Raw genomic sequence first — 20,230 nt, 5'->3', positions numbered from 1 at the left:
ATTAAAAGCTTTGTTCATATAAAGGAGGGTTCATGGCCACAGGAAGGTGAGGGTGACGGGCTGCGTCCAGGCATGTGCTCGCCTTAGCTTTAGCTGTTCAAGCTGCTCGTCGCGTTGTCGGTGGCAGAAGAGGCAAGCACCCTCGCCGTGCTCGGGAGAGGGTGCCTGCGACAGGCTTAGAACAGCGGCTTGCCGTCTTCGCGGGTGACGATCACGGTGGCCGAGCGTGGGCGACGGCCGGGGCCGTCCGGCCAGGTGCTGCGGAAATCCGTCGGCGTGGAGCCTTCACCCGGATGCTGGATGTTGACGAAGAGTGTGCGGAAGTCCGGTGTGGCGGTGATGCCGGTGACCTCACAACCTACGGGGCCTACCAGGAAGCGCTTCATCTCACCGGTGGTCGGTTCGGCCACCAGCATCTGGTTGTTGCCGAATGGCCCGCTGGCGAGCTGGCTGCCGCTCATGTCGGTCTGAATCCACAGGCGACCGTCCTCATCGAACCACAGGCCATCCGGGCTGGCCAGGCGATTGTCGGCGGTCAGCGGCTTGCCGTTGAGGTCGAGGCTGTCGCTCTCCGGGCCAGCCAGCAGGAACAGGCTCCAGACGAACTCGCGGCCGGCATAGTCGCGGCTCTGCTCGCGCCAGCGGATGATGTGGCCATAGGCATTGGCCGGACGTGGGTTGGCCGCATCGACCACGGTGCGCGACGTGTTGTTGGTGAGGGTGAAGTAGACGTCGCCATTGTTCGGGTTCACCGCGCCCCATTCCGGGCGATCCATCTTGGTGGCTCCGACGATATCGGCAGCCAGGCGGGTGTTGATCAGCACTTCGCCCTGGTCGGCAAAGCTTACCCCGGCGGACTCGCAGGCGGCCTGGAAAGCCTTGTTCTTGATGTCCAGTGGCAGCCATTCGCCCTTGCCGTTGGCCTTGAAACGCGCCACGTAAAGCGTGCCCTCATCGAGCAGGCTGCCGTTGCTACGACCCGGTATGTACCTGCGGCGGCTGACGAACTTGTAGATGTACTCGTTCTGCGAATCGTCGCCGGAATAGCAGACCACCGGACGGCCCGGCTTGACCGGTGCGAACACCAGGCCCTCGTGAGCGAAACGGCCCAGAGCGGTACGCTTGATCGGGGCGGATTCCGGTGCAAAGGGGTCGATCTCGACGATCCAGCCGAAGTGGTTCGGCTCGTTGCGATAGTCGCCACTGGCATCGGCGGCCAGGCGGGTGGCGTTGAAACGCTGGAATTCGTCGCCGGCCAGGTGATCCCAGCCGTAGCGACTGGCGCTGCCGACCCCGTAGCGGGTCATTTCGCGCGGGCGCTCGCTGTCGCCGCTGGCGAAATAGCCGGCCCAGTTTTCCTCGCAGGTCAGGTAGGTACCCCAGGGCGTGAAGCCGTTGGAGCAGTTGTTCAGCGTGCCGCGAGTGGCAGTGCCGTCAGGGCTGTAGCGGGTTCTGAGCAGGGCGTGGCCACGCGCGGGGCCGCTGATCTGCATGGGCGTCGCACCGGTGATGCGACGGTTGCGCGCGCTGGGCAGTACTTCCCACTGGCCGCGCGTACGGCGCACTTCCACGACCGAAACGCCATGGGCATTGATTTCCTTGCGTACCTCATCGGCGCTGCTGCGCTTGCCTGCGATCAGCGTGGGGCCGTTGGGGTGCAGAAGCTGGGCGTCGATGTACTCGTGGTTGAGTACCAGCAGGCCGTGATCGCTCTTGTGACCGCCGCCGCGCTGACCATCGATGGGGAAAAAGTGCATGCCGTCATGGTGCATGCCGGCCTGGTCGGCCTGATCGGCGGCACTGTTGCCAGCGGTTTCGAGGAATGCCGGGAAGCTGCCACGGATCGGCGTTCCCCAGGGGATGAAGGCGGTCGCTCGGTAACCGGCTGGCACGGTAATGGTGTCGGCACGGGTAACCGCGACGGCATCGAACGGCAGGCGCTTGTTGCGTTTTTTCAGACGCTCGAGCAGATCCTTGAGCGGATTGCCGGCGGCCTCGGCGCTGCCGGGCAGGGCGACACCGAGAAAACCCATGACGCCGAGCGCAGCACCGCCGGCTACCACCTGGCGGCGGCTCAGGCCGGCTTCGACGAGGTCATTGATATGGGGGTTATCGGACGTATTGCTAAGCGGTTCATCACCATTGCCGAATAGCACGTCTTGCTCTTCTTGATTACGCACGGAGGGCTCCTGGTTAGGCTGATCGACGGAGCCATGACGCTAACCAAGTAAAGCGACGGAATAATGACAGGCCCTGTGCGCTGCTGCACAAAGCCGCGTGGAGAAGGGGGCGATAAAACATCGGGTTGGTAGCGCTTCTTGGCGCGCGCCGAAGAACACCCGCCGAGACGTTTGCGATACCGCCAGGCATAAAAAAGCCCCGGCAAGCCGGGGCGGATTAGGCAAAAGACGCAGCGGGTGCGTGGCCCGCTGCGGGGAACCGTTCTTAGTGGAACTGGTTCATGGTGTTGTCTTTACCACTTGCCTTCAGAGCAGCTTCGCCAGCGAAGTACTCCTTGTGGTTGTCGCCGATGTCGGAGCCAGCCATGTTCTGGTGCTTGACGCAGGCGATACCCTGACGCAGTTCCTGACGCTGCACGCCCTTGACGTAGGCCAGCATGCCCTGGTCGGCGAAGTAACCCTTGGCCAGGTTGTCGGTGGACAGTGCCGCGGTGTGGTAGGTCGGCAGGGTGATCAGGTGGTGGAAGATGCCGGCGTGAGCGGAACCATCGCGCTGGAAGGTACGGATCTTCTCGTCGGCGATCTGAGCCAGCTCGGTCTCGTCGTACTCGACGCTCATCAGCTTGGCGCGGTCGTAGGCGGACACGTCCTTACCCTCGGCAACCATGGCGTCGAACACCTGCTGACGGAAGTTCAGGGTCCAGTTGAAGGACGGGCTGTTGTTGTACACCAGCTTGGCATTCGGGATGACTTCGCGGATGCGGTCGACCATGCCCTTGATCTGGCCAACGTGCGGCTTCTCGGTCTCGATCCACAGCAGGTCGGCGCCGTTCTGCAGGCTGGTGATGCAGTCCAGTACGCAGCGGTCTTCACCCGTGCCCTTGCGGAACTGGAACAGGTTGGACGGCAGGCGCTTGGGACGCAGCAGTTTGCCGCCACGGTTGATCACGACGTCACCGTTGCCCAGGTCGGAGGCGGCAACTTCTTCGCAATCGAGGAAGGAGTTGTACAGGTCACCCAGGTCGCCCGGCTCTTTGGTCACGGCGATCTGCTTGGTCAGACCGGCGCCCAGGGAGTCGGTACGCGCGACGATCACGCCGTTGTCGATGCCCAGTTCGAGGAAGGCATAGCGAACGGCAGCGATCTTGGCGAGGAAGTCGGCGTGCGGAACGGTCACTTTACCGTCCTGGTGGCCGCACTGCTTCTCGTCGGAAACCTGGTTCTCGATCTGGATGCAGCAGGCACCGGCTTCGATCATGCGCTTGGCCAGCAGGTAGGTGGCTTCCGGGTTACCGAAACCTGCGTCGATGTCGGCGATGATCGGGACGACGTGAGTCTCGAAGTTGTCGATCTGGTTCTGGATCTCGGCAGCCTTGGCCTGGTCGCCGGCTTCGCGAGCGGCATCCAGGGCGGTGAACAGCAGATCCAGTTCGCGGCTGTCAGCCTGACGCAGGAAGGTGTAGAGCTCTTCGATCAGGTCGGAGACGGCGGTCTTCTCGTGCATCGACTGATCCGGCAGCGGGCCGAAGTCGGAGCGCAGGGCGGCAACCATCCAGCCGGACAGGTAGAGGTAGCGCTTGTTGGTGGTTTTCAGGTGCTTCTTGATCGAAATCAGCTTCTGCTGACCGATGAAACCGTGCCAGCAGCCCAGGGACTGGGTGTAGAGGGAGGAGTCGGCGTCGTACTCTTCCATGTCCTTGCGCATGATGTCAGCGGTGTACTGAGCGATTTCCAGACCGGTCTTGAAGCGGTTCTGGGCGCGCATACGGGCGACGGACTCGGGGTTGATAGCGCTCCAGCTGCTGCCGAACTTCTCTTTCAGAGCGGCTACAGCCTTGATGTCGTTTTGATATGCGGACATGGTCAATCCTTCAAAGAATATGTTGTTTGAGCACCAACTACCCACTCTAGACGCGCACGGAGGCGACGACTGCGGGCGGCTACCACTTCGACGGCGAGAAAACGGCTGAAAGGCGAGGATGTACTGCGAGGAGGGGTGTAGGCGAGCAGGTCGCCGGCGCTACAGGCTTCGGGCTCGTGGAAACCCTTGGCGCAGTGCTGAGCCTGGCGATCTGTCTGTTACTTGACGCTTCCCCGTCCCTCAGGACAACTTCGTTCCAGTCGCAACCTCGTCGTACGGCCTTGTGGGCTGTTGGGACACGGATCGCTACGAAGTGCTTCGTTGGCGATCTGGAGATCCTTTTCAGGACCCCTGGCTAGCGGGAGCGAAGCCATCATGCCTCTCGTCAGGTGCTTCGTCAAACGTTTTGTAGTGCTTTTTTCGGACTACTACATATTCAGTAGACGACTGGCTGGTCACGCACCGCGCCGCATGGCGCGGGCGTTTCAGGGATTTCAGGGGTGGCACGGCTTGTCCATGCTTCCTGAGGAGCATGGGCATTGGACTTTGGTCGGGGATATCAGTCGAGGGCTTCGACCTTGATGCGCAGGGACATGTCTTCACGCCCCTGGGTGCTGTAGCGGCGCAGCACGTCGCTATCGCTAGAGCTGCTTTGTTCGCTGACGCCGCCCAGGGTCATCCATTCGCCGAGACGGCCGCTGACACGGGTATCGGTGCTCTGCACGTCGATCGTGCCCGGGCGGCTGTTGCTGAGCCGATCACGCTGACTGCTGATGGAGACATGCACCAGTTCGCCGGAGAGGCTGGCCGTCACATAGAAGCCACGGGTCACGTCGCGGTACTGGGTGTCCTGATAGACCTGGCCGTAGGGGCCGGTGCGAGTGCTGGTCAGGGGCACGCTCTGGCCTACCTGGATCAGCGCCGGGTAGCCCTCGGTGGCCTGCACCTGCTGGGTGCCACCGCCACGGCTGTCGGTGCTGCGGCGGATGATGCGCACCTGGTCGCGGCCATTGACCTCGCCACGGCCGATCTGCACCTCGGCGTTACCGGCACTGAGGCTGCCGTCGACCCCATAACCACGGTCGTTCTGCTGGCTGCTGTCGGCGCTTTCCACGGTGATCAGCAGGCGTCGCGGGCGGGTGTCGAGCTGCTGCAGCAGTACGCGCACTTCGCCGATCTTGGCCGGCGGTGCGTTGACGATCAGTTGGTTGCCATAGGCGCTGACCTTGCCCTCGCTGCCGAGCATCGACTGCACCACGCCGAGCACCTCGTCGGCGGTGCGGTAGTTCAGCGGGATCACCTCCGTGGCCGCCTGCAGGGGCAGGCACAGGCAGAGGAGCAGGGTGGCGAGCAGCGTACGCAGGGTCATAGCAGAAAGCTCCGCAGATCGGGGGCGGTGATGCTGGTGTCCCAGGCCTGGTCGAACTGAGCCTGATGTTGACGCACGCGCGCCAGATCGTTGTACAGCGTGTAGCCGGCCTGCTGGTCGAGCTCCGGCAGCAGGAGCAGCCCTTTGTCGTCGGCGATCAGGAAGACCTGCTCGAGGCTGGCGTAGTCCGGGTTGAGCTTGCGGATATGCAGGTTGGAAGACAGTCGCCGCGACAGGGCGAGCAGGCGATGGCCTTCCTTCACGGCGCGGCTGGTATCGCGCAGCAGAATGCGCAAACGGGCCCGTGGGCTTGCCAGCAGAAAGCGGCTGCAGGCTTGCTGCACACTGCCATGGTTGTAGAGCCAGGGCTCCAGGTCGTCGCTGTACAGGCACAGGCTGCGTTGCGCCTGCTGCATCAATGCGAGGGCGTGGGCGCGAGCCTCCGGTGGCTGGCTGAAACGCTCCAGGTGCTCATGCTGACCGAGGACGAAGGGAGCGGCCTGCCACTGCCTCGCCTCTGGCGTGACGGGCTCGGGGTTGTGCACGACAAAACGCCCCGGCGACTCGAATTCGATGGCCGCCAGTTCAATGGATTCTGGCGTATCGATCATGTCGACCGGGGCGTCTTTGTCGTTCATCTGCTTCTCTATTGGCTGGTGCGCACCATATCCACGTGCGGTATGCCGGCGTCGAGGTACTCGTCGCTGACAATCCTGAAGCCTAGCCTTTCATAGAACGGCGTGGCATGCACCTGGGCGGTGAGCATTTGCTGATGCAGGCCGCGTTTTTCCGCTTCGGCGATCACTGCCTGCATCAGCGTCTCGCCAACCTTGAGGCCGCGCCAGTCCTTGAGTACCGAGACGCGACCGATATGGCCATCCGGCAGCAGACGCGCGGTGCCCACGGCGTAATCACCTTCCTCGGCGAGAAAGTGCACCGCTTCGGCATCCTCGGCATCCCATTCCAGCTCGGGTGGTACCGATTGCTCGGCGACGAAGACGGTGTCGCGGATGCGGCGGATCTCGGCGCTGTCTCGGTGCCAATCCGCCACGCGAACGGTGATCTCACTCATCGGCGAACCCCAGGCTGCCTTGCTTGACCAGTTCCCACAGCAGGGTACGCCCCTCGTCATCGGCCAACCAGGCGCCAAGGTTGTCGATATGTAACGCATCGGCGCTGCAGATCAGCTTCAGCAGCTCGCGCAGGCGCGCCGACACCAGGCGGCTCTGGCCGCTGGCGAACAGCACCAGGTCTTCACCCACTTCCGACCAGGCCATGCGTGCGCTGGGGTTGCGAATGACGATCGCGCCATCTTCCAGGGCGCCGAGGAAGTCTTCCTCCTCGATCTCGATGCCGGCCACCAGTTCCGGGTACTTGGGCTCGGTCATGAACTGGCCGAACCAGGTCATCAGCAGGCGTTCGTCGCTCATGTGCTCGTTGAGCAGAGCCTTGAGGCGCTCCAGGGCGTCGCGCTGGATCTGGTTGGGATCCTCGCTGGGCTGGATGTCGGCATCGCTGTAGCGTTCCTCGTCGGGGAGGAATTGGCCGAGAAAATCGGTGAAATGGGTCAGTACTTCAGCGGCGCTTGGCGCGCGGAAGCCCACGGAATAGGTCATGCAATCATCCTCAGCGGTGCCACAGTGGGCGAGGCATGGCGGCAGGTAGAGCATGTCGCCGGGTGCCAGCACCCATTCATCGGTTGGTTCGAATCGCGCCAGGATCTTCAGATCGGCGTGGGGAAGCAGCGGGCTGTCGGCATCGCACATCTGGCCAATCTGCCAGCGGCGATGGCCGTGAGCCTGCAGCAGGAATACGTCGTAGTTGTCGAAATGCGGGCCAACGCCGCCACCGGGGGCGGCGAAGCTGATCATCAGGTCGTCGATGCGCCACTTGGGCAGGAACTTGAAGTCTTCCAGCAGCTCGGCCACTTCCGGCACGAATTGGTCGACGGCCTGTACCAGCAGTGTCCAGTCGCGCTCGGGCAGATACTGGAAGGTGTCCTCGTTGAACGGGCCGCGCTGCAGCTCCCAGGGGCGTTCGCCGTGTTCGATCACCAGGCGCGACTCGACCTCTTCTTCCAGGGCCAGGCCGGCCAGTTCGTCCGGGCTGATCGGGCTCTCGAAGTCAGGAACGGCCTGGCGCACCAGCAGCGGCTTCTTCTGCCAGTAGTCGCGCAGGAATTCACGGGCTGTGAGGCCACCCAGCAACTGCAGCGGAGTATCAGGATTCATCGATAAGCCCTTGAAATGAATAAAAACCTTTAAACAAAAACGCCCGGCTCAGCCGGGCGTCCTCGAGGCTGGTGTGCTCAGATACGCTTGGCCTGGGCCACGGCGTTACCGATGTAGCGCGCCGGGGTCAGTTGCTTTAGTTCTTCCTTGGCGGCGGCTGGCATGTCCAGGCCATCGATGAAAGTTTGCAGTGCCTCGGCGCTTATGCCCTTGCCGCGGGTCAATTCCTTGAGCTTCTCGTACGGGTTCTCGATGGCGTAGCGGCGCATCACGGTTTGGATCGGCTCGGCGAGCACCTCCCAGCAGGCATCCAGATCTTCAGTAATACGCTGAGCATTGAGCTCCAACTTACTGATTCCTTTGAGGCTTGCCTCGTAGGCGATGACGCTGTGAGCGAAGCCGACACCCAGGTTGCGCAGCACGGTGGAATCGGTCAGGTCGCGCTGCCAGCGGGAGATCGGCAGCTTGCTGGCCAGGTGCTGGAAGATCGCATTGGCGATACCCAGATTGCCTTCGGAGTTCTCGAAGTCGATCGGGTTGACCTTGTGCGGCATGGTCGAGGAGCCGATTTCGCCGGCCACGGTCTTCTGCTTGAAGTAACCGAGGGAGATGTAGCCCCAGACGTCACGGTCGAAGTCGATGAGGATGGTGTTGAAGCGGGCGATGGCATCGAACAGCTCGGCGATGTAGTCGTGCGGCTCGATCTGGGTGGTGTAGGGGTTCCAGCTCAGGCCCAGGTCGTTCTCGATGAACTGACGGGCGTTGGCTTCCCAGTCGATGCTCGGGTAGGCAGACAGGTGGGCGTTGTAGTTGCCCACGGCGCCGTTGATCTTGCCCAGCAGCGGCACGGCGGCGACCTGAGCGATCTGGCGCTCCAGGCGGTAGACCACGTTGGCCAGTTCCTTGCCCAGGGTGGTCGGCGAGGCCGGCTGGCCGTGGGTGCGCGAGAGCATCGGCACGTCGGCGAACTTCACCGCCAGCTCGCGGATGGCGCCTGCTACTTGCTTCATCAACGGCAGCAGCACATCGTCACGGCCTTCGCGCAGCATCAGGGCGTGGGACAGGTTGTTGATGTCCTCGCTGGTGCAGGCAAAGTGGATGAACTCGCTGACTTTCTCCAGCTCCGGCAGCTTGGCGGCCTGCTCCTTGAGCAGGTATTCCACGGCCTTGACGTCGTGGTTGGTGGTGCGCTCGATCTCTTTCACGCGCTCGGCGTGCTCAACGGCGAAGTTCTCCGCCAGCTCATCGAGCAGGGCGTTGGCTTCGGCGGAGAAGGGCGCCACTTCCGGGATGCCCTCGTGGGCGGCCAGGCGCTGCAGCCAGCGCACTTCGACCAGGACGCGGCTACGAATCAGGCCGTATTCACTGAAGATGGGGCGCAGGGCGCTGGTTTTGCCGGCGTAGCGGCCGTCGACGGGGGAAACCGCGGTGAGCGAGGAAAGCTGCATGTGGGCGTTCTCGGGCTGTCGGGCTGATCGGTCATCCGGGGTTCTGCGCATGGTGCCTGCCTCAATGAAGCGGGCTCTAGCTCAGGTGCCTGGACGGCCTCTGACGAAAAGGGCGCATATTGTACATGAAAGAGCTGCTTCAAGCTCCAAGCTTCAAGCGACAAGTAAGAAGCCCCGTCGGAAACCCTCAGCGTTCGCTGTTACTTGCAGCTTGTCGCTTGCGGCTGATGGAAAGCAGGCTGGCGGCGAAGATGAATACCGCGCCTAGCAGCGAGAGGTTGTCCGGCGTCTCGCCCCACAATAGCCAGGCGATGAGGCCGGCGAAGACGATGGCCAGGTAGGCGACCGGGCCGATCAGCCCAGGCGGTGCCAGGCCGTAGGCGCGCGACATGATGACCTGGCTGGCGGTGGCCAGCAGGCCAATGCCCAGGAGCCAGCCAAGCTGGTTGGCATCCAGTGGTTGCCAGCTCCAGGACAATGGAATGGCGGAAAACAGCGCGCTGAACAACGAGAAATAGAAGACGATGCGGGTGGCCGGTTCGCTGTCGCTCATCTCGCGGATGGAGACGAAGGCGAAGGCGGCCAGCAGACTGGCGGCCAGGCCGACCAATGCTTCGCCCTCGAACAGCGCGGCACTGGGTTTGGCCACCAGGGCCACACCGCACAGGCCGATCAGGCTGCTGATGAGCATGCGTCGGGTCAGCGGCTCCTTGAGCCAGAAATGGGCGATCAGCGGGGTGAACACCGGCGCCGAGTAGGTGAACAGCATGGCGTCGGCCAGCGGCAGGTGGGCGATGGCGTAGAAGAAGCAGTACATCGCCGCCAGGCCGTAGGTGGTGCGCCACAGGTGAGATTTCAGACGAGTGGTGCGCAGTGGCCTGACTCCGCGCACCAGCAGCAGCGGCAGAAAGAACAGTACGCCCACCAGATTGCGGAAGAACACCACCGACTCGTTGTTGACGCTGGCGGAAATCTCGCGGATGCCGACCCCGGTAAAGGCGAACAGCAAAGCGGATATGGCCAGCAGGAGGGCGCCCTGCAGCGGTCTGCTGCTGCGAGTCGGGGCGTTCATTCAGGCGCGCATCAGCTCATAGAGTTCCTTGAGCAACTTGCCGCGACTGAACACCAGTTGCCAGCGGTGCCCGCCGAGCTGGCGCCACAGGCGGGCGGAGCGGATGCCGGCAAGCAGCAGGGCGCGAATCTTCGCCGCGTTGTTCGGCTGTTGCAGGAAGCGCATGTCGCCGTGTACCTGGATGCGCTGGCGGAAAGTGCTGATGGTGTCCTGGTACAGGCCGCCGCAGGCGGCGATGACATTGTCATGCACCAGGCCGAAGTGCTCGACCTGTTGCTGGATCTGATCCAGGCGGCTGCCCATGATGTCCAGCATGTCGCTGCGCTTGTCCAGTTGTCGCTCCAGGCCGATCAGTGCCAGGGAATAGCGCAGTGGTTCGCGCTGCAGGGCCGACGGATTGCGCTCCAGGGCGCTGATCAGGGCGCGATAGCCGTCACGCAGGTTGAGGTCGTCTCCGCCGTAGACGTCCAGCGTGCTTTGTGGATCACGGACGAGAAGGCTGCCGAGCATGCAGCCCAGCGACGCTTCGCTGATCTGGCCGGTGCGGGCGATCCGATCCGCCAGTACCGCGGCCTCGAAGACGGCGCCGAGGGCGACCAGTTGCTCCTGAATCGGGGTCATCGAGCATCCCCTTGGCAAGCTTCGGCGGTTTCGATCACGCCGCCACCCAGGCACACCTCGCCGTCATAGAACACTACGGACTGGCCCGGAGTCACGGCGCGCTGGGGTTCGTCGAACAGGGCGCGATAGCCGCTGTCGGTTCTCTCCAGCGTGCAGGCCTGATCACTCTGGCGGTAGCGCACCTTGGCCGTCAGGCGACGCGGGGTGCTCAGATCCACCGGGTTGACCCAATAGATGTCCGAAGCGAGCAGGGCTCGGGAGAACAGCCAGGGGTGTTCGTTGCCTTGACCGACGATCAGCACGTTACGGCTCAGATCCTTGCGTAGCACATACCAGGGCTCGTCGCCGGCGTCTTTCATGCCGCCGATGCCCAGGCCCTGGCGCTGGCCAATGGTGTGATACATCAGGCCATGATGGCGGCCGATGATCTGGCCGTCGGTGGTTTCGATATCGCCTGGCTGCGCTGGCAGGTACTGCTTGAGAAAATCACTGAAGCGGCGCTCACCGATGAAGCAGATGCCGGTGGAGTCCTTCTTCTTCGCCGTGGCCAACTCGTACTTCTCGGCAATGGCGCGCACCTGCGGCTTTTCCAGTTCGCCCACCGGGAACAGGGTCTTGGCGATCTGCTCGCCGCCGACGGCGTGCAGGAAGTAGCTCTGATCCTTGTTCGGATCCAGACCTTTGAGCAGCTCGGTGCGGCCGTCGATATCGCGGCGGCGCACATAGTGGCCGGTGGCGATCAGGTCGGCGCCGAGGCTCAGGGCGTAGTCGAGGAAGGCCTTGAACTTGATTTCGCGGTTGCACAGGATGTCCGGGTTCGGCGTGCGCCCGGCCTTGTATTCGGCGAGGAAGTGCTCGAACACGTTGTCCCAGTATTCGGCGGCGAAGTTGGCGGTGTGCAGCTTGATGCCGATGTGATCGCATACGGCCTGGGCGTCGGCCAGGTCATCCATGGCGGTGCAGTATTCGGTGCCGTCGTCTTCGTCCCAGTTCTTCATGAACAGGCCTTCGACCTGGTAACCCTGCTCCAGCAGCAGCAGGGCGGAAACGGACGAATCGACGCCGCCGGACATGCCGACGATCACGCGTTGGGTGCTAGGTGCTTGCATGGGAATCTGCGAGTGAAGCCTGAAAAACTGCCGAGTCTACCAGAAAGCCTGCCCCCGTAGCCCGGATGAAATCCGGGGTGTTCGAGTGTCGGGTTATCTGTAGGGTGTGCTGTGCGCACCGAGCAAGCACCGCGCTATTTCCTGGTGCGCGCAGCGCACCCTACGCGAAGGCATGCGCTTACGCTCAATCGCGCATCGGTGCCGTAGGGTGCGCCGTGCGCACCGAGCACCGCGCTATTTCTCCTGGTGCGCGCAGCGCACCCTACACGAAGGCGTGCGCTGGCGATCAATCGCGCAGCAGCTCCAGCGGTCCGCTGACGCCGGCCAGGTAATCGTCCACGCAGCGCAGTACCAGCTCGCTGCGCCAGCGCTCGGGTTGGGCGGCCAGTTCGTCGCGGCTCAGCCAGGTGATACCACTGATGTCGGCGTCCAGCTCGCGCTCGGGATCATGGCGCACTGGGCGGGCGCTGAAGCAGACGCGCTGATAGGTCACGCCATTGCTCGGTGCGGTGTAGAGGTAGATGCCGAGCAGGGCGGTCAGCTCCACGTCCCAGCCGGTTTCCTCCAGGGTTTCGCGCAATGCGGCCTCGCGCAGCGACTCGTTGGCCTCCAGATGCCCGGCGGGTTGGTTGAGCACCATGCGACCGGCCTTGAGCTCTTCGACGAACAAGAAGCGACCCTGATCTTCGATCACTGTGGCCACGGTGATATGGGGTTGCCAATCCATTTTCGCTTTCTCCGGAATCGTTTGCTGGGCGAAACCCTGTAGGAGCGAGCTCCGCTCGCGAAAAAGCTTCGCGAAAAGAGCTCGCTCCTACAAAGAGTGTCCAGATCCATAAATAAAGAACCCCGGCACCAGGCCGGGGTTCTTCTGACACTCAAGCCTTATCAGGCATTCAATGCAGCCAGAGCGGCATTGAAGGTGGCGCTGGGGCGCATCACCTTGCTGGTCAGCTCGGGGTTGGAGCGGTAGTAGCCGCCGATCTCGGCCGGCTTGCCCTGTACGGCAGCCAGCTCGCCAACGATGGTCGCTTCCTGCTCGGTCAGTTGCTTGGCCAGCGGGGCGAAGTGAGCCTTGAGTTCGGCGTCGTCATTCTGCTCGGCCAGGGCCTGTGCCCAGTACAGTGCCAGGTAGAAGTGGCTGCCACGGTTGTCGATCTCACCCACCTTGCGCGCCGGGGACTTGTTGTTGTCCAGCAGCTTGCCAGTGGCCTGATCCAGGGTCTTGCCCAGTACCTTGGCCTTGGCGTTGTCGGTCTTGATGCCGGTTTCTTCCAGGGAAACGGCCAGGGCCAGGAACTCGCCCAGGGAATCCCAGCGCAGGTAGTTCTCTTCAACCAGTTGCTGTACGTGTTTCGGAGCCGAACCGCCGGCGCCGGTCTCGTACATGCCACCGCCGGCCATCAGCGGCACGATGGACAGCATCTTGGCCGAGGTGCCCAGCTCCATGATCGGGAACAGGTCGGTCAGGTAGTCACGCAGTACGTTGCCGGTCACCGAGATGGTGTCCTGGCCACGGATCATGCGCTCCATGGACACGCGGATGGCTTCGTTGTAGCCCATCATGCGGATATCCAGGCCGCTCAGGTCATGATCCTTGAGGTACAGCTCGACTTTCTTCTGCAGCTCGCGGTCGTGGGCGCGCTCCGGATCCAGCCAGAAGATGGCCGGGGTGTTGGACTGGCGGGCGCGGGTAACGGCCAGCTTGACCCAGTCGCGGATCGGCGCGTCCTTGGTCTGGCAGGCACGCCAGATGTCGCCGGCTTCGACTTCGTGCTGCATCAGCACGGTGCCGTCAGCCGCTACGACGCGCATGGTGCCGTCGGCGGTCATCTCGAAGGTCTTGTCGTGGGAGCCGTATTCCTCGGCCTTCTGCGCCATCAGGCCGACGTTCGGCACGCTGCCCATGGTGGTCGGGTCGAAGGCACCGTTGGTTTTGCAGAAGTTGATCATTTCCTGGTAAATGCGAGCGTAGGTGCTCTCAGGCATGACGGCCTTGGTGTCTTTCTGCTTGCCATCCTTGCCCCACATCTGACCGGAGTTGCGGATCATCGCCGGCATCGAGGCGTCGACGATGACGTCGCTCGGGATGTGCAGGTTGGTGATGCCCTTGACCGAGTCGACCATGGCCATTTCCGGGCGATGGGCGTAGACCTCGTGGATGTCGTGGAGGATTTCTTCCTGCTGCGAGGCCGGCAGTGCCTTGATCTTGTCGTAGACGCTGCTGATGCCGTTGTTCGGGTTGACGCCCAGTTCCTTGAACAGCTCGCCGTACTTGTCGAACACGTCCTTGTAGTAGACGCTGACGGCGTGGCCGAAGACGATCGGGTGGGAGACCTTCATCATGGTCGCCTTGACGTGCAGGGACCACATCACGCCGGTTTCCTTGCAGTCTTGCAGGGTCTTCTCGAAGAAGTCACGCAGCTTGCGGCAGCTCATGAACATGCTGTCGAACACTTCGCCTTCCTGCAGGGCGAGCTGCTTCTTGACCTCGACCTTGCCGTCCTTGCCGACGAACTCGATGCGCACATCTCCGGCCTTGGCCATGGTGATCGATTGCTCGCTGGAGAAGAAGTCACCGCCGCGCATGTAGTCGGCGTGGGACTGCGAGGCCATGCTCCATTTGCCCATGCTGTGCGGGTGCTTGCGGGCGTAGGCCTTGACCGCGGCCGGGGCGCGACGGTCGGAGTTGCCTTCACGCAGCACCGGGTTCACCGCGCTGCCGAGGATCTTGGCGTAACGGGCGCGTACTTCCTTGTCTTCCTCGCTCTGCGGGTCTTCCGGGAAGTTGGGGATGTTGTAGCCCTGGGCCTGCAGCTCGGCGATGGCGGCCTTGAGCTGGGGTACGGAGGCGCTGATGTTGGGCAGCTTGATGATGTTGGCGTCCGGCTGCAGGGTCAGCTCGGCCAGTTTGGCCAGGTCGTCGTCGATGCGCTTGTCGGCATCCAGGCGGTCGGCAAAGCTTGCCAGGATACGCCCGGCAAGAGAGATGTCGCGGGTTTCAACGGCGATATTGGCCGATGCGGCGAAGGCTTCCACGATGGGCAGAAGCGAATAGGTAGCAAGGGCCGGAGCTTCGTCGGTGAAGGTATAGATGATCTTCGAGGGGGTGGACATTTAGCGTTAACTCTCTTCTTTGCTGAGCGCGCATAGAAACTCGACCAGCGCCGGTAAGCGCTTGAGCCCCGTGGTGGTGGGGCCGGGTCGAGGACTCGCCGCGGTGATGTTGGATGCACCCGTAGAGTGTCGAGCGTTTCGAGCCTGTGGCCGGTGGTGGCCTGCCACAGGTTTCAAGAGGCTGCCATCCGGTTCCAGACGGGCCACCCCTTATGACTCGTTAGTCACCTAAGCAGTATATCACTGCGTCGACGCGTCGCAGAATGCCCAGTTGCATAAGACCTTTGCATGCGTGTCTGAATCTTCGCTTTGCGCTACTCTCGGGAATGCACACGCACACTGTCTAACCACGAGATGGAGTCCAGCAATGGGATACCAAAAGATCCAGGTGCCAGCCAAGGGTGACAAAATCACCGTCAATGCCGATATGTCGCTGAACGTTCCGAGCAACCCGATCATCCCCTACATCGAGGGCGATGGCATCGGCGTGGATATTTCCCCGGTGATGATCAAGGTGGTCGACGCAGCGGTCGAGAAGGCCTATGGCGGCGCCCGCAAGATTTCCTGGATGGAGGTTTACGCCGGCGAGAAGGCCACCCAGGTCTATGACCAGGACACCTGGCTGCCGAAGGAAACCCTCGAAGCCGTGCGTGATTACGTGGTCTCGATCAAGGGCCCGCTGACCACTCCGGTGGGTGGCGGCATTCGCTCGCTCAACGTGGCGCTGCGTCAGGAGCTCGACCTGTACGTCTGTCAGCGCCCGGTACGCTGGTTCGAGGGCGTGCCCAGCCCGGTCAAGAAGCCGGGTGACGTGGACATGGTGATCTTCCGCGAGAACTCCGAGGACATCTATGCCGGCGTCGAATGGAAAGCCGGCAGCCCCGAAGCGGAAAAGGTCATCAAGTTCCTCACCGAAGAGATGGGGGTCAAGAAGATCCGCTTCACCGACATGTGCGGCATCGGCATCAAGCCGGTTTCCGAGGCCGGCACCAAGCGCCTGGTGCGCAAGGCCCTGCAATACGCGGTGGACAACGACCGCAGCTCGGTGACCCTGGTGCACAAGGGCAACATCATGAAATTCACCGAAGGTGCCTTCAAGGAGTGGGGCTATGAGCTCGCTCGCGAGGAATTCGGCGCTGAACTGCTCGATGGCGGCCCCTGGATGCAGTTCGAGAACCCGCGCACCGGCAAGAACATCGTGGTCAAGGACGTGATCGCCGACGCCATGCTGCAGCAGATTCTGTTGCGTCCGGCCGAATACGATGTGATCGCCACCCTCAACCTCAATGGTGACTACCTGTCCGATGCCCTGGCGGCGGAAGTGGGCGGCATCGGTATCGCGCCGGGTGCCAACCTGTCGGATTCGGTGGCCATGTTCGAGGCCACCCACGGTACCGCGCCGAAATACGCAGGCCAGGACAAGGTCAACCCAGGCTCGCTCATCCTCTCGGCCGAGATGATGCTGCGCCACATGGGCTGGACCGAAGCGGCCGATCTGATCATCAAGGGCACCAATGGCGCCATCGCGGCGAAGACCGTCACCTACGACTTCGAGCGTCTGATGGACGGGGCCACGCTGCTGTCCTGCTCCGAGTTCGGCGACGCCATGATCGTGCACATGTAACGGCAGGTTGCGTAATAAAGAAAAGGCCAGTCACATGACTGGCCTTTTCTCTTGATGGGTCAGGGAAATATCAGGCGTCGACGGGGCTCTCACTGCTGGCCGTGTGTGGCGCGCTGACCGTGGCGTCCGTTGCTGTGGTGGCGGCACTGATGTTGACGGCGTGCAAGCCCTTGGGGCCCTGCACGATGTCGAAACGAACCGCCTGACCTGCCTTGAGTGTCTTGTAACCCTCCATCTGAATGGCCGAGTAGTGGGCGAACAGGTCCTCATCTCGACCATCGGCCACAATGAATCCGTAGCCTTTGGCGTTGTTGAACCACTTGACCTTACCGCTGAGCATGCTCACATCCCTCTGCAAAGAACCCCATCTCTGGAGTATCATCCACTTCGATTCCGCGCGTTAACCGATCCGGCTGGACGACGGCGCGGAATCCCTGAAACCCTGAAATTGAAAAGGGTATTCATTGGTTGTAACACCCTTTTGCCGATAGTCAAGTTGGCTCGGCAATGGGTTGAGAAGTCAGTCAAACTCCTTCAAGCATCCCCCCGTTCGTCCAGCCGAGAACCTTTGATTCCAACATGCATGCAAGTAGCCAGATTCGACTAACATTCAATCAGGATCACCCGGCAGAGCATGAGGACGACTCCTCTGGCGTCGCGATCCAGGAATCCAAGCCAGCGCTCAAGGCACCACCGCTGTACAAGGTTGTCCTATTCAACGATGACTACACCCCGATGGATTTCGTCGTCGAAGTGCTCGAAACCTTTTTCGGCATGAATCGGGAGCTGGCGACCAAGATCATGTTGGCCGTCCATACAGAAGGGCGTGCGGTATGCGGCGTATACACCCGTGATATTGCGGAGACCAAAGCCATGCAGGTCAATCAGTACGCACGGGAGAGTCAGCATCCGCTACTCTGTGAAATAGAGAAGGACGGCTAACGCCGGCCACTTGGGTATGAGGTGAAGCTATGTTGAACCGAGAGCTCGAAGTCACCCTCAATCTGGCCTTCAAAGAGGCTCGCGCCAAGCGTCATGAGTTTATGACGGTGGAGCACCTGCTGTTGGCCTTGCTCGACAATGAGGCGGCAGCCAGTGTGCTGCGTGCCTGTGGAGCCAATCTCGACAAGCTGCGCCATGACCTGCAGGAGTTCATCGACTCCACCACGCCATTGATTCCCCAGCATGACGAAGACCGCGAAACCCAGCCGACCCTGGGCTTCCAGCGCGTGCTGCAGCGCGCGGTGTTCCATGTGCAAAGCTCCGGCAAGCGCGAGGTGACCGGCGCCAATGTGCTGGTGGCAATTTTCAGCGAACAGGAAAGCCAGGCGGTATTCCTGCTCAAGCAACAGAGCGTGGCCCGTATCGACGTGGTCAACTACATCGCTCATGGTATTTCCAAGGTGCCGGGCCATGGCGATCAGCATGAGCATGACCCGGAGATGCAGGACGAGGAGGGTGGCGAAGCTTCCGCCTCTGGCAATCCGCTCGATGCCTATGCCAGCAACCTGAACGAGCTGGCCCGCCAGGGCCGCATCGATCCGCTGGTCGGCCGTGAGCATGAAGTCGAACGCGTGGCGCAGATCCTTGCCCGGCGGCGCAAGAACAACCCGTTGCTGGTCGGCGAGGCTGGCGTCGGCAAGACCGCCATCGCCGAAGGCCTGGCCAAGCGCATCGTCGACGAACAAGTGCCCGACCTGCTGGCCGACAGCGTGGTCTACTCGCTGGATCTCGGTGCCTTGCTGGCCGGCACCAAGTACCGTGGTGACTTCGAGAAACGCTTCAAGGCGCTGCTCAACGAGCTGCGCAAGCGCCCGCACGCCATCCTCTTCATCGATGAGATCCACACCATCATCGGTGCCGGGGCTGCCTCGGGCGGAGTGATGGACGCCTCCAACCTGCTCAAGCCGCTGTTGTCTTCCGGTGAGATCCGCTGCATCGGCTCCACCACCTTCCAGGAGTTCCGCGGCATCTTCGAGAAGGATCGTGCCCTGGCACGCCGCTTCCAGAAGGTCGACGTGGTCGAGCCTTCGGTCGAGGATACCGTCGGCATCCTCAAGGGGCTCAAGGCGCGTTTCGAGCAGCATCACCACATCGAATACAGCGACGAGGCCCTGCGCGCTGCTGCCGAACTGGCCGCGCGCTATATCAATGACCGGCACATGCCGGACAAGGCCATCGACGTGATCGACGAGGCCGGCGCCTATCAGCGCCTGCAGCCCGAAGACAAGCGCGTGGCGCGTATCGATGTGGCTCAGGTCGAGGACATCGTCGCCAAGATCGCGCGGATTCCGCCGAAGCATGTCTCCAGCTCCGACAAGGAACTGCTGCGCAATCTGGAGCGCGACCTCAAGCTCACCGTGTTCGGTCAGGACGCCGCCATCGACTCGCTGGCCACTGCCATCAAGCTGTCGCGCGCCGGGCTCAAGGCGCCGGACAAGCCGGTGGGCTCGTTCCTCTTCGCCGGCCCCACTGGTGTCGGCAAGACCGAGGCGGCGCGGCAACTGGCCAAGGCGCTGGGAATCGAGCTGGTGCGCTTCGACATGTCCGAGTACATGGAACGCCACACCGTGTCGCGCCTGATCGGTGCGCCGCCCGGCTATGTCGGTTTCGATCAGGGTGGCTTGCTTACCGAAGCGATCACCAAGCAACCGCACTGCGTGCTGCTGCTCGATGAGATCGAGAAGGCGCACCCGGAAGTCTTCAACCTGCTGCTGCAGGTGATGGATCACGGCACCCTGACCGACAACAACGGGCGCAAGGCGGACTTCCGCAACGTGATCCTGATCATGACCACCAACGCCGGTGCGGAAACCGCCTCGCGGGCATCGATCGGCTTCACTCAGCAGGATCACTCCACCGATGCCATGGAAGTCATCAAGAAGAGCTTCACTCCGGAGTTCCGCAACCGCCTGGATACCATCATCCAGTTCGGCCGCCTGAGCCACGAAGTGATCAAGAGCATCGTCGACAAGTTCCTCACCGAACTGCAGGCGCAGCTCGAGGACAAGCATGTCACGCTGGAAGTCAGCGATGCCGCGCGCGGCTGGCTGGCCGAACGCGGCTACGATGTGCAGATGGGCGCCAGGCCGATGGCGCGCCTGATCCAGGACAAGATCAAGCGTCCGCTGGCCGAGGAAATCCTCTTTGGCGAACTGGCCGAGCACGGTGGCGTGGTCTACATCGACATCAAGGATGGCGAACCGAGCTTCGAGTTCGAGACGGCGGCGGAGGTCGCCTGATCGCCACGCAGGCTGCAGCGGCTTCGGCCGCTGCGCTTTCTTTGCAAGCAACGAAAACGCCCGGCATATGCCGGGCGCTTTCGTTTGGTGCTTGGCTTAACGGGCGCGGTAGGTGATGCGGCCCTTGCTCAAGTCATAAGGTGTCAGTTCGACGCGCACCTTGTCACCAGTGAGAATGCGGATGTAGTTCTTGCGCATCTTGCCGGAGATGTGCGCGGTAACGACGTGCCCGTTTTCCAACTCCACGCGGAACATGGTGTTGGGCAGGGTGTCGACGACAGTGCCTTCCATTTCGAAGCTGTCTTCTTTCGACATGCAGTAAAGCCCTCGGTATCCAGAAAATGGCCCGGTGCAAC

17 protein-coding genes are annotated in these 20,230 nt (G+C 62.3%); 3 read left to right on the top strand and 14 right to left on the bottom strand.

Features of this window, described 5'->3' with window-relative positions; genetic code table 11:
- Window positions 1–176: 176 nt before the first annotated feature.
- The 12 genes from ACSVIK_RS10730 to ACSVIK_RS10675 form a co-directional block, all read right to left on the bottom strand.
- Window positions 177–2,180 carry a PhoX family protein gene (locus ACSVIK_RS10730; RefSeq protein WP_442444316.1) on the bottom strand — a complete coding sequence of 668 codons (2,004 nt, stop codon included), beginning with the start codon at window positions 2,178–2,180 and terminating at the stop codon, window positions 177–179.
- A gap of 265 nt (window positions 2,181–2,445) precedes the next feature.
- Entirely contained in the window at window positions 2,446–4,041 is a 1,596-nt protein-coding gene (locus ACSVIK_RS10725) for an isocitrate lyase (RefSeq protein WP_442444315.1), read from the bottom strand.
- A gap of 559 nt (window positions 4,042–4,600) precedes the next feature.
- Window positions 4,601–5,410, bottom strand: coding sequence for a secretin N-terminal domain-containing protein (locus ACSVIK_RS10720; protein WP_442444314.1), 810 nt, complete (start codon window positions 5,408–5,410; stop codon window positions 4,601–4,603).
- The gene (locus ACSVIK_RS10715; RefSeq protein WP_442444313.1) at window positions 5,407–6,048 is read right to left on the bottom strand and encodes a DUF7931 domain-containing protein; all 642 of its coding nucleotides are present in this window, start codon (window positions 6,046–6,048) and stop codon (window positions 5,407–5,409) included. Before ACSVIK_RS10715 ends, ACSVIK_RS10720 begins: the two co-directional genes overlap by 4 nt.
- 8 nt (window positions 6,049–6,056) lie before the next feature.
- Complete coding sequence (locus ACSVIK_RS10710; RefSeq protein ID WP_442444312.1) at window positions 6,057–6,482, bottom strand: GNAT family N-acetyltransferase; 426 nt, start codon at window positions 6,480–6,482, stop codon at window positions 6,057–6,059.
- Window positions 6,475–7,641 carry a ribosomal protein uL16 3-hydroxylase gene (locus tag ACSVIK_RS10705; RefSeq protein WP_442444311.1) on the bottom strand — a complete coding sequence of 389 codons (1,167 nt, stop codon included), beginning with the start codon at window positions 7,639–7,641 and terminating at the stop codon, window positions 6,475–6,477. Before ACSVIK_RS10705 ends, ACSVIK_RS10710 begins: the two co-directional genes overlap by 8 nt.
- A 77-nt stretch (window positions 7,642–7,718) precedes the next feature.
- Complete coding sequence (purB, locus tag ACSVIK_RS10700) at window positions 7,719–9,089, bottom strand: adenylosuccinate lyase (protein WP_442444310.1); 1,371 nt, start codon at window positions 9,087–9,089, stop codon at window positions 7,719–7,721.
- 187 nt (window positions 9,090–9,276) lie between these two features.
- Entirely contained in the window at window positions 9,277–10,161 is an 885-nt protein-coding gene (locus ACSVIK_RS10695) for a DMT family transporter (RefSeq protein ID WP_442444309.1), read from the bottom strand.
- A complete protein-coding gene (gene hflD, locus ACSVIK_RS10690) occupies window positions 10,162–10,782 on the bottom strand; it encodes a high frequency lysogenization protein HflD (protein ID WP_442444308.1) in 621 nt (206 codons plus the stop codon).
- Window positions 10,779–11,891 carry a tRNA 2-thiouridine(34) synthase MnmA gene (gene mnmA / locus ACSVIK_RS10685; protein ID WP_442444307.1) on the bottom strand — a complete coding sequence of 371 codons (1,113 nt, stop codon included), beginning with the start codon at window positions 11,889–11,891 and terminating at the stop codon, window positions 10,779–10,781. Before mnmA ends, hflD begins: the two co-directional genes overlap by 4 nt.
- A gap of 286 nt (window positions 11,892–12,177) precedes the next feature.
- A complete protein-coding gene (locus tag ACSVIK_RS10680; protein WP_442444306.1) occupies window positions 12,178–12,618 on the bottom strand; it encodes an NUDIX hydrolase in 441 nt (146 codons plus the stop codon).
- 161 nt (window positions 12,619–12,779) lie between these two features.
- A complete protein-coding gene (locus ACSVIK_RS10675; RefSeq protein WP_442444305.1) occupies window positions 12,780–15,008 on the bottom strand; it encodes an NADP-dependent isocitrate dehydrogenase in 2,229 nt (742 codons plus the stop codon).
- 367 nt (window positions 15,009–15,375) lie between these two features.
- Between ACSVIK_RS10675 and icd the strand changes: the two genes are divergently transcribed.
- Window positions 15,376–16,632, top strand: coding sequence for an NADP-dependent isocitrate dehydrogenase (icd, locus tag ACSVIK_RS10670; RefSeq protein WP_442444304.1), 1,257 nt, complete (start codon window positions 15,376–15,378; stop codon window positions 16,630–16,632).
- 70 nt (window positions 16,633–16,702) lie between these two features.
- Here icd and cspD read toward each other — a convergent pair whose 3' ends face one another.
- A complete protein-coding gene (cspD, locus tag ACSVIK_RS10665) occupies window positions 16,703–16,972 on the bottom strand; it encodes a cold shock domain-containing protein CspD (protein WP_442444303.1) in 270 nt (89 codons plus the stop codon).
- Between the two features lie 239 nt (window positions 16,973–17,211).
- Here cspD and clpS point away from each other — a divergent pair, with 239 nt between their 5' ends.
- Together clpS and clpA are read left to right on the top strand one after the other, a co-directional pair.
- Window positions 17,212–17,574 (top strand): ATP-dependent Clp protease adapter ClpS, encoded by a 363-nt coding sequence (clpS, locus tag ACSVIK_RS10660; protein WP_268184055.1) that lies wholly within the window; start codon window positions 17,212–17,214, stop codon window positions 17,572–17,574.
- 29 nt (window positions 17,575–17,603) lie between these two features.
- Complete coding sequence (gene clpA / locus ACSVIK_RS10655; protein WP_268184056.1) at window positions 17,604–19,874, top strand: ATP-dependent Clp protease ATP-binding subunit ClpA; 2,271 nt, start codon at window positions 17,604–17,606, stop codon at window positions 19,872–19,874.
- A 96-nt stretch (window positions 19,875–19,970) separates the two neighbouring features.
- Here clpA and infA read toward each other — a convergent pair whose 3' ends face one another.
- A complete protein-coding gene (gene infA, locus ACSVIK_RS10650; RefSeq protein WP_002553999.1) occupies window positions 19,971–20,189 on the bottom strand; it encodes a translation initiation factor IF-1 in 219 nt (72 codons plus the stop codon).
- Window positions 20,190–20,230: the final 41 nt, after the last annotated feature.

Origin of the sequence: Pseudomonas sp. NCHU5216, from assembly GCF_052156495.1 — a bacterium.
In the GTDB taxonomy this organism is placed as follows: Bacteria; Pseudomonadota; Gammaproteobacteria; order Pseudomonadales; family Pseudomonadaceae; genus Aquipseudomonas.
The sequence above is the reverse complement of the archived record's forward strand: the minus strand, read 5'-3'. Positions and strand labels throughout refer to the sequence as shown.

Excerpts from the sequence above, each read along its gene's own strand:
- ACSVIK_RS10695 (WP_442444309.1), bottom strand. The coding sequence starts at position 10,161 with ATGAACGCCCCGACTCGCAGCAGCAGACCGCTGCAGGGCGCCCTCCTG.
- clpS (WP_268184055.1), top strand. The coding sequence starts at position 17,212 with ATGCATGCAAGTAGCCAGATTCGACTAACATTCAATCAGGATCACCCG.
- ACSVIK_RS10715 (WP_442444313.1), bottom strand. The coding sequence starts at position 6,048 with ATGAACGACAAAGACGCCCCGGTCGACATGATCGATACGCCAGAATCC.
- hflD (WP_442444308.1), bottom strand. The coding sequence starts at position 10,782 with ATGACCCCGATTCAGGAGCAACTGGTCGCCCTCGGCGCCGTCTTCGAG.
- ACSVIK_RS10710 (WP_442444312.1), bottom strand. The coding sequence starts at position 6,482 with ATGAGTGAGATCACCGTTCGCGTGGCGGATTGGCACCGAGACAGCGCC.
- ACSVIK_RS10680 (WP_442444306.1), bottom strand. The coding sequence starts at position 12,618 with ATGGATTGGCAACCCCATATCACCGTGGCCACAGTGATCGAAGATCAG.
- ACSVIK_RS10720 (WP_442444314.1), bottom strand. The coding sequence starts at position 5,410 with ATGACCCTGCGTACGCTGCTCGCCACCCTGCTCCTCTGCCTGTGCCTG.
- clpA (WP_268184056.1), top strand. The coding sequence starts at position 17,604 with ATGTTGAACCGAGAGCTCGAAGTCACCCTCAATCTGGCCTTCAAAGAG.
- ACSVIK_RS10675 (WP_442444305.1), bottom strand. The coding sequence starts at position 15,008 with ATGTCCACCCCCTCGAAGATCATCTATACCTTCACCGACGAAGCTCCG.
- mnmA (WP_442444307.1), bottom strand. The coding sequence starts at position 11,891 with ATGCAAGCACCTAGCACCCAACGCGTGATCGTCGGCATGTCCGGCGGC.
- purB (WP_442444310.1), bottom strand. The coding sequence starts at position 9,089 with ATGCAGCTTTCCTCGCTCACCGCGGTTTCCCCCGTCGACGGCCGCTAC.
- ACSVIK_RS10705 (WP_442444311.1), bottom strand. The coding sequence starts at position 7,641 with ATGAATCCTGATACTCCGCTGCAGTTGCTGGGTGGCCTCACAGCCCGT.
- icd (WP_442444304.1), top strand. The coding sequence starts at position 15,376 with ATGGGATACCAAAAGATCCAGGTGCCAGCCAAGGGTGACAAAATCACC.
- cspD (WP_442444303.1), bottom strand. The coding sequence starts at position 16,972 with ATGCTCAGCGGTAAGGTCAAGTGGTTCAACAACGCCAAAGGCTACGGA.
- infA (WP_002553999.1), bottom strand. The coding sequence starts at position 20,189 with ATGTCGAAAGAAGACAGCTTCGAAATGGAAGGCACTGTCGTCGACACC.
- ACSVIK_RS10725 (WP_442444315.1), bottom strand. The coding sequence starts at position 4,041 with ATGTCCGCATATCAAAACGACATCAAGGCTGTAGCCGCTCTGAAAGAG.